The sequence below is a fragment of the Bradyrhizobium sp. STM 3557 genome (genome assembly GCF_045571465.1).
GTDB lineage: Bacteria > Pseudomonadota > Alphaproteobacteria > Rhizobiales > Xanthobacteraceae > Bradyrhizobium.
Genome location: NZ_CP120697.1, coordinates 618,706 through 630,580 on the forward strand (window position 1 = coordinate 618,706; position 11,875 = coordinate 630,580).

The following is an 11,875-nucleotide window of genomic DNA, read 5'->3' on the forward strand; positions in this document are numbered from 1 at the left end:
ATTTCCGCACCGTCTCCAGCACCAGGAGAGGTCTCCCGTGAATAATGACCAGAAGATCCGCATCACCATACTTGGCACCGGCATCGAGGCCACCGGCTGGCTCGCCGTTGTCCTGGCCAGTCCAAGGATGCGGCCATGCGAATCGACGGAATCCGTAACGAAATCGAGCACATGCGGAGGCAAATCAGCCGGCAGCAGAAGCAAATCCTGAGCCTCCGCAAAGCCGGTATCCCGACCGCCTCAGCCGATGACCCCCTGGAGCGGATGCAGACGAAGGTGGACCGCCTGGTCGAACACCGCGACCGGCTTAAGGGTGAGGAGCGCCTGGGCAAGACCTATGCCTTCGGCAAGCGCATCAATGGCACCCCCTCTCATCGGCGGATGTGATGGACAACCTCCGCCGGCTTCCGGCGTGGCTGGTTGAGGAGGGGCGAGAGCGGGATCAGTGGTTCCGGGTCTATGACGGCAATGGGTTTTGGATTTGCTCGGTCGTCCACCAAGAGGATTTGCACGCCCGCGATTACCAGTATGCAGACGCTCACCTGACGAGGCATGAGGCCCGGCGCATTGCCAAGGCAATTTCCCGTCTCCCGGAGTTGATGAAGCGACCAGTATTGAGCCGCTGCAACCGCTGGGTGATAATGGCCCGCGGGGGGGGGGAGAAATGGATTGGTCATTTCTGATTGTGCTGGCGGTTGCCGGCGGATTTTTCCTGTGGCAGCGAAGAATACCAAAGCCGCCGAGGCCGCGAACGTTCGTCTCGACAGGGACACCAAACTTTACGAGAACATCAAGGCGGGGATGCGCGAGTACCATTGGCGGGAGCGCGAGCAGCCGCTGTGGAAGGCGAAGCACCTGCAGAAGGTCTTCGAGACCGCGCACCTAGCTGCGTTCCACCTGGACCACTTCGCAGAAAGCCGCGTCGGGTTCTATTTCAAAGACCTGGACAAATACGGCATGTACAGCTTTTTCGCTGGAACGGCGATGACTTCATCGAGAGCTACGACCGAACTGACAGCAGCTTCCAGACGGAAGGGCATCTGTATCCACGGGGCGAGGACTGACCATGGAGTGGGGATACATCCTGGCGCTGGCGCTGGGCGCGCTTGCGGGGTATGGGTTTCGACCGAAGGCGGCGCCTGCGGCTCGCGATAACACGATATCGTCGCGGGCATCAGCAATCGACCGCAGCAATCTCCTGCACGCGTATTTGCGCGAGCTGTCGAACTATCTCATCCAGCTCGACCCGGAGCGATACTACACCGTCTACAATCGAGCATTGGCCGAGCAAGGGAAGCTGTTCACCGCGGATGCGAAGGTGCGAGAGGCGCAACTCCTCATTCTCACCGAACGATACCCAATCTATGAAAACTTCGACTTCATCAGCACGCGGCCGTATGTTCTCTACCGCGAAACGCTAGAGCGCTATAGCGAGGACGACATCGAGGAGCACTTCGTCAACCTGGTGAAGTTTCACTCCCTCCAGCGAGCGGCGTCGGAGGAATGGCGCCAGCAGATGCCGATGCTCAGCAAGAAGGAGGAAGACCACCTGTACGGCTACATCCGAAAGGTGAAGGACTCGAAATTCAAGGAGCGACTGAAGCAGGCCGTGCGCGAGTATGATATAGCCCGGTTCGCTAAAACGACAAGTTTCGATACTCCTGATGGCGACAAAGTTTACGAGTCGCGCGATCTTGCAGTCTACAAGCTCTATGACGTCGCGGAATCGATGGAAGGTTATTGGTTCAAGGACACCAACGAGTATGGCATCCACTCGGCGTTGTATGCTGACGAGCCGGGCAAAGTTTACGAAAGCTGGTATCGCAGCAACCGGACTTTTGAGAAGCGAGACATCCTTCATACCCTTTGAGGGAATGGGGCGAGGCCGAGAGGGCGCCGGGTCTTCTCTAGGTGATGCTCATGGGTGCCGTATTGGTTTCCCAATATTGTTTGCGGCGATTGATGCCGTGGTACTCGACGAAGTGGTGAAGATGACAGAGGGGAATGACGGCTTCGTCCCGCGCCTTGACGTTCATGCCCACAGCCCCATCCGCCTCCCTTTGGAGGGCTTCTGACGGTGTCGGCTTTGGACATACGGAGCTGAGAGAGCCCGAACGGCATCCAGGTGAGCTTCGTTGATCCTCCGGCTGCGAGCGCGGTGATCGCGGCGATGGGCAGCAGGGCCGGAGACCCGGGACCTTTCCCGGTTCGGCAAGCGAGGCGTGGAAGTTATCAACAGATTGTTCGAATTTTGGCCCGGCGTTTTACTGTTGCGCCCGAACCCGCCGCTCTGATATCAGCCGCGACCCCGCCAATTCGCTGATGGAGCGCTGCGCATGGAAAAGCTGTCGTTGTACGAGCGAGCATCGCTGGCCAATCAATACCGCATCCGCTCTCGATTAGAGGGCGACGAGAAACTCGGAAAGTTCGCTGAAATTTTGGAGCGGGGTTACGTCACCCTTTATCCGAGAGTTTTCGAATGGATTTCGGACGAAACGGCGGAAGGAGTGGGTGAGGAAGTTGAGGACATTTTCGCGATGTACCGCGCGCTGGAGCGGGCGTACGAGGCCGGCAAGGAGCCTCCAGCAGCCGCCTTCCATCCTCGTTTCGACGGTTTCGACGGGAACAACGATCCGCATTTTGGAATCGCGGGCTTCCTGATCGACGACCTTGGTCTTTGGGCCGAACAGCGAGAGCGTCCGCGGAATTCGCACTCGCGCTCGACCCTCGGGATTTATCGCAAGATGCTGACGATTTGGAACGAACTCGGACGGCCATTCCCGTTGACCCAGGAACATGTCGACAAAATTGCCATCGGACCGGCCTGACGGCCTTTGCAAGTTGTTGTCCGGCCAACGTTGGTGTTCAGTCGCACCGCAACAACCCATCGTCCCCTGGCCGGGCTTGAAAGACGTGCGGTCGAACCCATCGTTCGTCCATTCGGCGCGTAGGGCGATCTGACCGCCGCTCTTAATTTCCAAGATCGTGCGCCCGTCAGGATCATCGACAAATCGTCGGTACGATAGCCACAGCCCACCCTGATGGAAGTCGAGCGCGCGAGCGCGCCCGGCTTCAGGTGCAGATAACAGCCGGGAACGTTCCGCTTCAATATATCCAGCGCGATCTTCGCCAGCGTTCTGATCCGTTCGGTGCGTTCGGCCTTCGTCACCGATCAGAGGCCGGCCAGTCCGCGAACTTCCTGGATGATGCGGTTCAGGTCTTGCGGTCTGTCGTGAAATAGGGCGGCTGGCTGGGGACCCGTTCCAACAGCACTATGGCCTTGATTGCGAGTTCCGATGCCGATCCGGCAGGAAGGTCAAAGATCATGTCAGCGACGTGGTCTACGGATTCGTATGCCCTGTAAAAGGCTGCTTCCACAGCGTCAGATGCGGTGCTGGCGGTCGCGTCCCGGCCACGGTTGCCTCCATGCGTTGTACCACCGCACGTAAGCGCGCTTCTTTTCCAGCATCGCAACTTCGTAGTCGGCCAAAAGTAGTTCGAACGGCGAGAATTGGGGTAAGCTGAGAACAGCTTGCGACATGATCCTCCATCAGGTTGCGAGTTGGGACCCCGCGGAAGTTCCCGCTTGGTCCGTCTGACGGTAGTCAAAAGCTTGCAAAAACAACCGGGAATAAGGCCGGAAAGTCTGGCCGAGGCCGGAAAATTCCCGGTCTCTGTGGTAGAAGGCCCGCAGCTTCAGCCACAATGGGACTTTGATTATGGACCTGTTGGATATCGCAGCTCGCTACGTCGCGCCACCGATCTTGGGAGGCGTCGCTGGCCTTTTCAGTCCCTGGGCAAGTTGGGGTATTGAAAAGCGCCGCCAAAAACTGGCACGGCGCCGCGAGTTCGTTACCGGCTGGCGACTTGAACTCATCCCGATGTTCTCCGATCGCAACAAGGATTGGTCGGAAGTGAAGCCGTCGATAACGGCGTCACCGTACTTCGCAAGTCTGAGGCCGCACCTATCGGCCAAAGCGCGGGAAATGATTTATGCGCAACGAACGGCCTACGCCGGCGAAGACCTTTTTCTGACGCTACTGACCGACGAAATAGGCCGCATCGAGAGAGAATGGAAGCTTGTTTAATGGACGACCATGAAGCCGTTCCGGTCGTGTGGGGGGATTGCGGCGCGACGCTGCCCGACAGCATCCCGTGCGCGCATTGCGGATTAACTAGAAAGCAGTTTCTCAAAGCTTTAGTTGTAAAGGTTCGGGCGCAAGTTGGCCTCAACCTGGAGCAGAAGCGGCCGGGGGTAAAGAAAGCGCTGGTGGAATTGTTTACCTGGCCGGCAGCTGCGCAAGGCCTTCGGCGATTTCATCAACAAAACGCGGCGCTTCGACCGTGCCGCCGATCGTTATACCGAACGTGTTTGGACCGATGACGGAACCACTCTGGTGGACGTCGACTATCCGCTGAGCGAAAAGAGAGGGGCGGGTGTGGACAAGCCAGAATTGCGTGCTGCGCGTGAAGCCGCTCAGAAGGCAAAACGGAAATGAGGATTGAAAAAGAACAATACGTGGAATGGCGGAAGCGATGGTCCGAAATCCACGACGCGGTTACGGTAGATAATGATGACTGGGTGGCAGCTGCTACCAGCTTCTTGCATCAGATAGAAGACGCGCGGGGTGACACCTACCTTACCGGCCTTGCTAAGGCAGCCCGTCAACGGGCCTTGGAGTTCAAGAAGCCGAAACGCAACGTGTTGCGGTCTTCAGCCTTCCAAGATTTCCTGAATGCCTGGGGGCGGGTCGATGGCGCAATCGGCATGCATTTGATGGATCGGCCGCCGTCCTGACCTGCGGCTCATCTAGCGCTCGGGCGACTGTCAGGACGACTAAGCCCTACTGAACCGGCTCAACGGAAAATCCAGAGTCGCGTTGAAAATGCCCGCTGCCATCGAGGGCAAGCGAGTGTTGGTTGCCACCGCTTTCACACGAAATTCGGACGGCTTCCCGTTGTCGGGAATGTTCCAGCTGATCAAAGCAACGAAGTAGAACGGGTCGGCTTTCGCGCCGGGCGTATCCGGCAAAGTTGACAGGAAGAAGAGTGCGGCCTCGTTCCAAACGTTTAGGGGCGGGAAAGCCTTCGGCTGTTCGCGTGCCTTCGATATTGTTGTCTCACTTCTGGGCAAACCTTCTTTCCTCAGGTGCACGCGATGACATGCTTGCGCCAATTTGCAGGTACCCGCCCCCCTTCTGAGAATAGCCGCTTTTCAGTTTCTTCGATTGAGCAGTCGGTTTGAGCCGCGAGCGAGCCAACAGCGTTGCAGAAGTTTTCATATACGCGAGCGTCATTAGAAGGCAGCACCCACCCGCGTCGTCCTGAGCCTCGGATCGACACGAGGTCCATACCCGTGAGTAGGTTTATGGAGCGGGCTGTCCATTGATCCATTATTACGCCCCGGCGCAGTCCGCTTTTCGGTAAGAAGAATAGCAATTTGGTGTAGTAGGCGGGCCCGCACCCGGGCAGCTTGCCCGCCTTAGAGAGCCGGAAAAATCGTTCGTATCCCTCTAGATAGCAAACTCGCCCGTCCCGAATGAGCTCTGACACACAAACCCATTCTCTGTTTCCTGAGTTCAAGAGTGCCTGGCCATCCGGCGTTTTCATCCCACCCCACGCGAAAATGAACACGCAAACGTCCAGAACCTCAGCGTCTTCACTGTCACGCAGGCTAACCAAATCGGTTCGTTGAAGCGGGCGATCCAAATTGGCTGGCGAATAGGTTCCCCTAAGCCGATGGCCTGTCGCCGTTGACCATTTCCCCACTTCTTTCGAGCGCCACTTTCCCGGTTTGCTTTCTAGGAAAAGAGAAAAGTGCGGCTCGCAGAAGTAGAGCGGTCTCGACTGAGTTGCGTCCATAGCGATTTCTGTTAGCGAGCGGTTGACCCGCCCGGCTCCAGCCCCATCAGCCGAAAAATCCACAACAGCGCAAAACCAGCCATCAACGGCCACCATGCGTGCATTCGATAAGATGCGGCAAGGGCGACGCCAAAGGTCGTTGCTGCTAGAAGGTTTCGGTAGTCGCGTCCGGTCGTGAACATGACGAATGTCCCGACAGCGCAAAAAGCAAAAAAACACTGCGCTGCAATCAGCGCCCAATTAATAAGAGTTTCGATCATCTAGCCTTCCCTCATACAGAAGGACGATACACGCGCTATCACTCCGAGGCATCTGGTTTTTGCGCCGTCCCGATCGCCAATCGGGACGGTGTTTCGTTTGTCGGGCGGTCTCGCCGCTTCTGTTTGGGGGCGCATACTGAAACGCATTGAACATCAATGGAGCAGGGTTTCCCAAATTTCCTGTCAAGTCTGTGAAATTGTCGGCGTGCCGCAGTTCCCTAGGGAACACCAGCCTCGGTTGGCTTGGTCAAATGGCGATCTTTGAGTGAATGTCGGTATCGGTTGCGCCTTCCCACAACCGGTACCCCTCGCGCTCCTATCCAAGCTCCGGTCCTCGGGGCGCCCGTGGGTTAGACCGTGGCTATCAATGTGCGGTTGAAAAAATGCTATTGCTTCTCAATGGGGCTTGACTGACACTCTCTCCGCCATTTCTACGCCACAGCTCTCTCCAGCTTCCGATTGTTCGATTCTAGCGCAGGGCGACCGAAGAACTCCGCGATTTTACGCTAATCCCTCGCGCAAGCCGTAGTTTTTCGCTGTGAGTTCGGAGGAGGGGTCTTCCGCTCCTATACCGCTCCCCTCATTATCCCGTTGTCGGATGCCAAAGCAAAAACAACGAGTAGCGCGACAAAGCGGTTGCGGCCGCATCCGCGATATTGCTCTCAGTCATCGCGCAAACCGTGGGTTTGACCGTGAGTTCGGAGTTTCTTCGCGCCTTGGCTTTCCCTCAGATCGGCAAACTCTTGACTGAGCAGGTCGACGACGGTCCTGACCTTCGGGAGAAGCTTCGGGGCGCGTTTCTTACCTGCACGCAACGTTGAGCATCTCAATCCTGCGTCTTGCGCGACGGCTTCATGAGCGAACGAAGCGCGCGAGGGATCGGCGAGGACAGCGTACGAACTACGTTATCGATGTCCGATTGCCACTCGGCTGCCGTCACCTCCTTGAATGGAAGGTCGCCGACCGAAGCGCTTGAGAACACGACCGCTGGTGCGAGATCCCGCAACAGCATGAGGCTGTTCTTGAGATCGGATTTCGAGCCGCCGCCATATCCGTTGACGCGAGTCTCCCAGGCACCGTTCTCCTGATAGATTGTGTCGCCGGTGAAGAGATAGGTCTTGCCATGCGGCGAACGGACCAAAAAGCATACGCTGCCATCGGTGTGGCCGGGGGTCGGGATGATCTCGACGCCATTTACAACTTCGCGCTTGTCGAACAAGCCATCGACGGGAGCGAATTTGCTGATGGATGGTTCTTCGAGGCGGTGACACCAAAGCTTGGAGCCGAAGAATTCCTTGATGTCGGCAAGCGCGGGACCGGCTTCATCCCTGTGACTGAGATACTGGTGCGCGATACCGCCCAGCTCCTTCATGGGTTGATACTCGTCCCGCAAACCGGAACTGTAGAGAAGGATGTTGCCCGTATCGCGCACGAGCAAATAGGCGTGCGAGGTTACACCCGCGAATGGATGCTCCGCCTGTGTCTGCCAGAGATCAGGAAAAATCTGTTTCATTCATGCCTCCATTATAGCTACTCGGAACCATGCGGATTGTCGATCAGGTACAGCCATCGCCCGTCCGGCTGCCGCTGAACGACTTCAGCCGTCTTGCCGCTGAGCGCGACCGATTGCCCGTCCGGGCCGGTCCCGGTCAGATGCCATTGCGCGCGCAGGAGAGCGATATTGCCGGCCTGAACGGCGGAAATGGTTTCCACCGTCATTCGACCCTTGATGGCAAAGAATCCCTGCAGCTCACCACGGATGGCGTCGTAGCCGATTGCGATGTTTCCCGATTCAGTCACGAGATGCGCGTCTGGCGTGTACAAGGCTAGAAGCGCTTCGATCTTGCCTGAATTATACGCGTCCTCGAATTGACGATGAGCCTCCTGAGGTTTGGTGTCAGCCATGTGCCCCTCCTACGGCAGCATAGACCTTGGCAATATCGAACATGTTGTGGACCGACACGAACTTTCCCGAGGCCACGTCGATCGTGAAGACGGACGTCGCCGGCAGCGCGATCCGCCTGGCCGCTGCCCCTTTTCCTACCGTAAAGGTCGGAAGAGCTGTCGATGCGACCGTCAGCGTGGCGTCATTTCGCGCGGCAGGTAGATCCGCCGGAACGACGTCTCCCATGAGCGGCCGTGCCCAAACCTCTATCCGGCTATGGCGGATGTTCGTGACGGCCTCGACAAAACCGGCCGAGAACGCTCGTATGGCATCGACCGTGACGATCGGCTCGTCCGCATTGAATTGCAGAGCCGTCGTCGGTGCCGGCAAATAGGTGCCGGCGATCCGATCCGCGTCGCGCGAATCGACAGATGCGTAATAGTTCTCGACGATGCGGACGATCTGCGCATCCGTGAGTTTGGCCGGGTTATCGGTCATGATGAGCACCTCATTGGAGACGACGGGCGCGTGACGCGTAGGGCAAACCCGTCACCCCGCCGTATCACTTATGGCGAAACCAGGATTGTCGCGCCGCGCCGCGGGCTCGCCTCCGCCGCAGCGACCGCCGCGACCACGTCGGCCATTTTGAATTCGCTGTAGCCGGCGAAGAGATGCGGCGCGCGACGCACGAGGTCGAACAGCGAGGCAAAATCTGCGGCGCGCTGCTCCGGCGGCGTTCGCATAGCCCAACCGATCGCAGAGCAGCCGCGAATGGTCAGCTCGAACGCGGTCACGAAGCCCGAGTGGATGGGTGACGGCCGCCCATCGAGCGCGCCATAAGTGATCAAGGTGCCGCCGGGGGCAAGCAAACCGAGCAGCGTGGGCATCATCTCACCGCCGATCGCATCGATCGCGACCATGGGTGACTGCCCCGCCGCAACTTTCGTCGCCTCCTGCCAATGCGTGCGGTCGGTGCCGATCACGGGTACCTTGTCGAATTGTTCGGCGAGGCTGGCGGCGTCGGCGTCACGGCGCACAAGGCCGACCACCGCGTGGCCCTTCAAACGCGCCAGCGCAATGACGCTGCGTGAAACGCTTGAGCTCGCGGCTGTGACGAGCAAGGGCGCCTTTCTGCCCTCGATGGCCTCCTCCGCTGCCCGCAGCAGCATCACGGCGGTGATACCGTTCGTCGCCAGTTGGGTTGCGACGGCATCGTCGATGTCGTCCGGCAGGGGCATCAGCGAGGAGGCTGGGACCGCCACGCGCTCGGCCCATGTCCCTTGAGCATGATACACGATGACGCGCGTGCCGACCGAGATCCTGGTTGCGGGATCGACATCGGGTCCGATCGCCTCCACCACGCCGACGCCATCGTTGCCGAGAATGCCGTGAGGCGCGAAAACGTCCACCGGAAGAAAGCCGCGAGCGGTCTGGTAATCCGCCGGATGGACGGCGCGCTTGCGGATATGGACGACAACGTTGCTTCCATTCGGAGGCGGCAGATTGTCAATGTCGCTCAGGGTGAGCACGTCGCGCGGTTCGCCGCTGCCATTCAACTTGATTGCTTTCATGATCGTAACCTCTTTCAATGTTGTTGGTGGTGATGCTTGTGTAAGAGTGCTTTGCTCACGGCCTCGCTGCGCCGATCATGTCGAGCTCCGTCACGGCGTCTCTCGGAAGAACCAGTTTGGCGGCTCCGAGATTCTCGCGCAGATGCGCGACCGAAGAGGTGCCGGGAATGAGAAGGATGTTCGGCGCGCGTTGCAGCAGCCAGGCGAGTGCGACCTGCATCGGGGTCGCACCGAGCCGCGCGGCCACGGCGGAAAGACTTTCTGACTGAAGCGGGCTGAAACCGCCGAGCGGGAAGAACGGGACGTAAGCAATCCCGTCAGCCGCAAGGCTGTCGATCAGTGTGTCGTCATTCCGGCGCGCGAGGTTGTATTCGTTCTGCACGCACACGATCGGCGCGATGTCGCGCGCTTCCCTGACCTGCGCGGCGGTCGCGTTGCTGACGCCGAGATGTCGGATCAGCCCCTCGCGCTGCATCGTCGCCAGCGACCTGAAACTCTTCGCAATCGAGTGACCGCCGCGTGCCTGGTCGTCCGGATGGATGCGCAGATTGACGACCTCGAGCCGATCGAGACCCAGGTTGCGCAGATTGTCCTCAACTGCAGAGCGGAGCTGGTCCGGCTCTTGCGCCGGATTCCACGACCCATCCTCGCCACGCACCGCGCCGACTTTGGTGACGATGACCAGGTCGCGCGGATAGGGCGACAGGGCCTCGCGGATCAGCTTGTTGACGACATGCGGGCCGTAAAAGTCGCTTGTGTCGATATGGTCGACGCCCGCCGCCACCGCCTCGCGCAATACGGCCAGCGCGGCAGCATGGTCGCGCGGTGGTCCGAAGACGCCCGGGCCGGCAAGCTGCATCGCTCCGTAGCCAAGCCGCTTCACCCGGCGGTCGCCCAGCGATATGCTGGCCGATTTTTCCTGTGATTGCTCAATGTTTTGCACGAAACCGCTCCGCCATTCTTGTCTTGTGGGAGCTAATTTAGGCGGCTAGGATTGAAGTGTTTAGTGGCTATTATCCGCACGGGCTGTACGGAAAACCGAACAATGCGGGCCGATCTGGAAGACCTCAATGCCTTCGTCACCGTCGCCCGGGCGCGCGGCTTTCGGGACGCTGCGCGGAATACCGATGTCAGCGCCTCCACGCTGAGCGAAGCTGTGCAGCGACTCGAAACCCGCTTGGGTGTCCGCCTGCTTCACCGCACGACGCGCAGCGTGACGCCCACCGAGGCAGGGGCGCTGCTGATGGCGCGTCTTGCGCCTGCTTTCAGCGAAGTCGAAGCCGCGCTCGATATGATCGAAGGCCTACGCGACCAACCTTCGGGCACGCTGCGCCTCAACGTGCCAGTAAGCGCAGCAAGGCTGACGCTGCCTTCGATCCTCCCCGGCTTTCTGAAAGCCTATCCCGACATTCGCGTTGAAATCGATGCGGAGGATCACCTCATTGATGTGCTGGCATCAGGCAACGATGCCGGCATCCGCTACGACGAACGCCTGGAGCAGGACATGATCGCGGTGCCGATCGGGCCGCGCATCCAACGCTTTGCGACGGCCGCCGCGCCAGAATATCTGGATCGACATGGACGGCCCAAACATCCGCGCGACCTGCTCGGTCATGCCTGTATCCTTGGCAGGTTCGTCACCGGCGCGTTATCAAGCCCGTGGGAGTTTGAGCGCAACGGCGATGTGGTCCGCGTCGAACCGCAAAGCCGGCTGGTGGTGCGGGTCGGCGGCGCTTCCGATCTCGGCGTTGCTGCCGCGCTCGCGGGCATCGGCATCATCCATCTCTTCGAGGATTGGCTTCGACCGCACTTCGAGAGTGGTCGGCTGGAGCCCGTGCTCGCCGAGTGGTGGCAGCCTTTTACAGGGCCCTTCCTTTATTATTCCGGAAGTCGCCTCGTGCCGCCGCCGCTGCGCGCCTTCATCGACTACATCAAGGCGCTGCGCTAGAGCGCGATACGCTTAAGCCAATGCATGGCTGATGGCGCGGTCCGTGCACTGAACATTCCTTCCTAAGCTAGTGCTCTTAGTGTCTCCCTCGGCGGCGAAAGCACGTCGATCAGCGATCCCGCCATGCTTGAAAAGAGAAGGAATCTGCCCGTCCTCAAATAGTCTGTTCAGGGTCGGAGTGCGATTTAGCGAGGATGGCAGCTCTTTGCGCAAAGCGGACAAAGGACTCGAAGCCAAAACTCCTTTTTCGGCCGTAGCTCAGACGGTGGGTTTTAGTCTAAGAAAGTCAAAAATGCTTTGTCTTTCAATGGGGATTGACTGACACTCTCTCCGCCAGCCGGCCCGTTCG

15 protein-coding genes are annotated in these 11,875 nt (G+C 59.1%); 7 read left to right on the forward strand and 8 right to left on the reverse strand.

All coding sequences use genetic code 11. The annotated features are described in order from the left end of the window. Nucleotides 1-135 precede the first annotated feature (135 nt). The 3 genes from P6U24_RS02840 (at nucleotide 136) to P6U24_RS02850 (ending at nucleotide 1,870) form a co-directional block, all read left to right on the forward strand. On the forward strand, nucleotides 136-387 hold the full coding sequence (locus P6U24_RS02840) for a hypothetical protein (protein WP_407157690.1): 252 nt from the start codon (nucleotides 136-138) through the stop codon (nucleotides 385-387). A 282-nt stretch (nucleotides 388-669) separates the two neighbouring features. Next, a complete protein-coding gene (locus P6U24_RS02845; RefSeq protein WP_407157691.1) occupies nucleotides 670-1,155 on the forward strand; it encodes a hypothetical protein in 486 nt (161 codons plus the stop codon). After that, on the forward strand, nucleotides 1,067-1,870 hold the full coding sequence (locus P6U24_RS02850) for a hypothetical protein (RefSeq protein ID WP_407157692.1): 804 nt from the start codon (nucleotides 1,067-1,069) through the stop codon (nucleotides 1,868-1,870). Before P6U24_RS02845 ends, P6U24_RS02850 begins: the two co-directional genes overlap by 89 nt. A gap of 37 nt (nucleotides 1,871-1,907) precedes the next feature. Here the strand turns inward: P6U24_RS02850 and P6U24_RS02855 are convergent, their stop codons facing one another. Beyond that, on the reverse strand, nucleotides 1,908-2,036 hold the full coding sequence (locus P6U24_RS02855; RefSeq protein ID WP_407157693.1) for a hypothetical protein: 129 nt from the start codon (nucleotides 2,034-2,036) through the stop codon (nucleotides 1,908-1,910). A gap of 300 nt (nucleotides 2,037-2,336) precedes the next feature. Here P6U24_RS02855 and P6U24_RS02860 point away from each other — a divergent pair, with 300 nt between their 5' ends. From P6U24_RS02860 to P6U24_RS02870, 3 genes are all read left to right on the forward strand, one after another. Then, entirely contained in the window at nucleotides 2,337-2,828 is a 492-nt protein-coding gene (locus P6U24_RS02860) for a YfbU family protein (protein WP_407157694.1), read from the forward strand. A gap of 891 nt (nucleotides 2,829-3,719) precedes the next feature. Continuing rightward, complete coding sequence (locus tag P6U24_RS02865; RefSeq protein ID WP_407157695.1) at nucleotides 3,720-4,088, forward strand: hypothetical protein; 369 nt, start codon at nucleotides 3,720-3,722, stop codon at nucleotides 4,086-4,088. 407 nt (nucleotides 4,089-4,495) lie between these two features. Further along, entirely contained in the window at nucleotides 4,496-4,798 is a 303-nt protein-coding gene (locus P6U24_RS02870) for a hypothetical protein (RefSeq protein WP_407157696.1), read from the forward strand. A gap of 347 nt (nucleotides 4,799-5,145) precedes the next feature. Here P6U24_RS02870 and P6U24_RS02875 read toward each other — a convergent pair whose 3' ends face one another. The 7 genes from P6U24_RS02875 to P6U24_RS02905 form a co-directional block, all read right to left on the reverse strand. Next, on the reverse strand, nucleotides 5,146-5,958 hold the full coding sequence (locus P6U24_RS02875; protein WP_407157697.1) for a hypothetical protein: 813 nt from the start codon (nucleotides 5,956-5,958) through the stop codon (nucleotides 5,146-5,148). Beyond that, nucleotides 5,874-6,122, reverse strand: a complete 249-nt coding sequence (locus P6U24_RS02880; RefSeq protein WP_407157698.1) for a hypothetical protein — start codon at nucleotides 6,120-6,122, stop codon at nucleotides 5,874-5,876. Before P6U24_RS02880 ends, P6U24_RS02875 begins: the two co-directional genes overlap by 85 nt. A gap of 826 nt (nucleotides 6,123-6,948) precedes the next feature. After that, nucleotides 6,949-7,635 (reverse strand): MBL fold metallo-hydrolase, encoded by a 687-nt coding sequence (locus P6U24_RS02885; protein WP_407157699.1) that lies wholly within the window; start codon nucleotides 7,633-7,635, stop codon nucleotides 6,949-6,951. A gap of 17 nt (nucleotides 7,636-7,652) precedes the next feature. Further along, nucleotides 7,653-8,027, reverse strand: coding sequence for a YybH family protein (locus P6U24_RS02890; RefSeq protein ID WP_407157700.1), 375 nt, complete (start codon nucleotides 8,025-8,027; stop codon nucleotides 7,653-7,655). Next, on the reverse strand, nucleotides 8,020-8,505 hold the full coding sequence (locus P6U24_RS02895; RefSeq protein ID WP_407157701.1) for a hypothetical protein: 486 nt from the start codon (nucleotides 8,503-8,505) through the stop codon (nucleotides 8,020-8,022). The genes P6U24_RS02890 and P6U24_RS02895 overlap by 8 nt, the downstream gene beginning before the upstream one ends. A gap of 68 nt (nucleotides 8,506-8,573) precedes the next feature. Next, the gene (locus P6U24_RS02900) at nucleotides 8,574-9,578 is read right to left on the reverse strand and encodes a zinc-binding dehydrogenase (protein ID WP_407157702.1); all 1,005 of its coding nucleotides are present in this window, start codon (nucleotides 9,576-9,578) and stop codon (nucleotides 8,574-8,576) included. 55 nt (nucleotides 9,579-9,633) lie between these two features. Further along, nucleotides 9,634-10,521 (reverse strand): aldo/keto reductase family oxidoreductase, encoded by an 888-nt coding sequence (locus P6U24_RS02905; RefSeq protein ID WP_407157703.1) that lies wholly within the window; start codon nucleotides 10,519-10,521, stop codon nucleotides 9,634-9,636. 102 nt (nucleotides 10,522-10,623) lie between these two features. Here P6U24_RS02905 and P6U24_RS02910 point away from each other — a divergent pair, with 102 nt between their 5' ends. Next, a complete protein-coding gene (locus P6U24_RS02910; protein ID WP_407160754.1) occupies nucleotides 10,624-11,526 on the forward strand; it encodes a LysR family transcriptional regulator in 903 nt (300 codons plus the stop codon). Nucleotides 11,527-11,875 lie beyond the last annotated feature (349 nt).

Bases quoted from the DNA above. Each gene is read 5' to 3' on its own strand.
- P6U24_RS02840 (WP_407157690.1), top strand. From the start codon at position 136: ATGCGAATCGACGGAATCCGTAACGAAATCGAGCACATGCGGAGGCAA.
- P6U24_RS02850 (WP_407157692.1), top strand. From the start codon at position 1,067: ATGGAGTGGGGATACATCCTGGCGCTGGCGCTGGGCGCGCTTGCGGGG.
- P6U24_RS02855 (WP_407157693.1), bottom strand. From the start codon at position 2,036: ATGAACGTCAAGGCGCGGGACGAAGCCGTCATTCCCCTCTGTCATCTT.
- P6U24_RS02860 (WP_407157694.1), top strand. From the start codon at position 2,337: ATGGAAAAGCTGTCGTTGTACGAGCGAGCATCGCTGGCCAATCAATAC.
- P6U24_RS02865 (WP_407157695.1), top strand. From the start codon at position 3,720: ATGGACCTGTTGGATATCGCAGCTCGCTACGTCGCGCCACCGATCTTG.
- P6U24_RS02870 (WP_407157696.1), top strand. From the start codon at position 4,496: ATGAGGATTGAAAAAGAACAATACGTGGAATGGCGGAAGCGATGGTCC.
- P6U24_RS02875 (WP_407157697.1), bottom strand. From the start codon at position 5,958: ATGGTGGCCGTTGATGGCTGGTTTTGCGCTGTTGTGGATTTTTCGGCT.
- P6U24_RS02880 (WP_407157698.1), bottom strand. From the start codon at position 6,122: ATGATCGAAACTCTTATTAATTGGGCGCTGATTGCAGCGCAGTGTTTT.
- P6U24_RS02885 (WP_407157699.1), bottom strand. From the start codon at position 7,635: ATGAAACAGATTTTTCCTGATCTCTGGCAGACACAGGCGGAGCATCCA.
- P6U24_RS02890 (WP_407157700.1), bottom strand. From the start codon at position 8,027: ATGGCTGACACCAAACCTCAGGAGGCTCATCGTCAATTCGAGGACGCG.
- P6U24_RS02895 (WP_407157701.1), bottom strand. From the start codon at position 8,505: ATGACCGATAACCCGGCCAAACTCACGGATGCGCAGATCGTCCGCATC.
- P6U24_RS02900 (WP_407157702.1), bottom strand. From the start codon at position 9,578: ATGAAAGCAATCAAGTTGAATGGCAGCGGCGAACCGCGCGACGTGCTC.
- P6U24_RS02910 (WP_407160754.1), top strand. From the start codon at position 10,624: ATGCGGGCCGATCTGGAAGACCTCAATGCCTTCGTCACCGTCGCCCGG.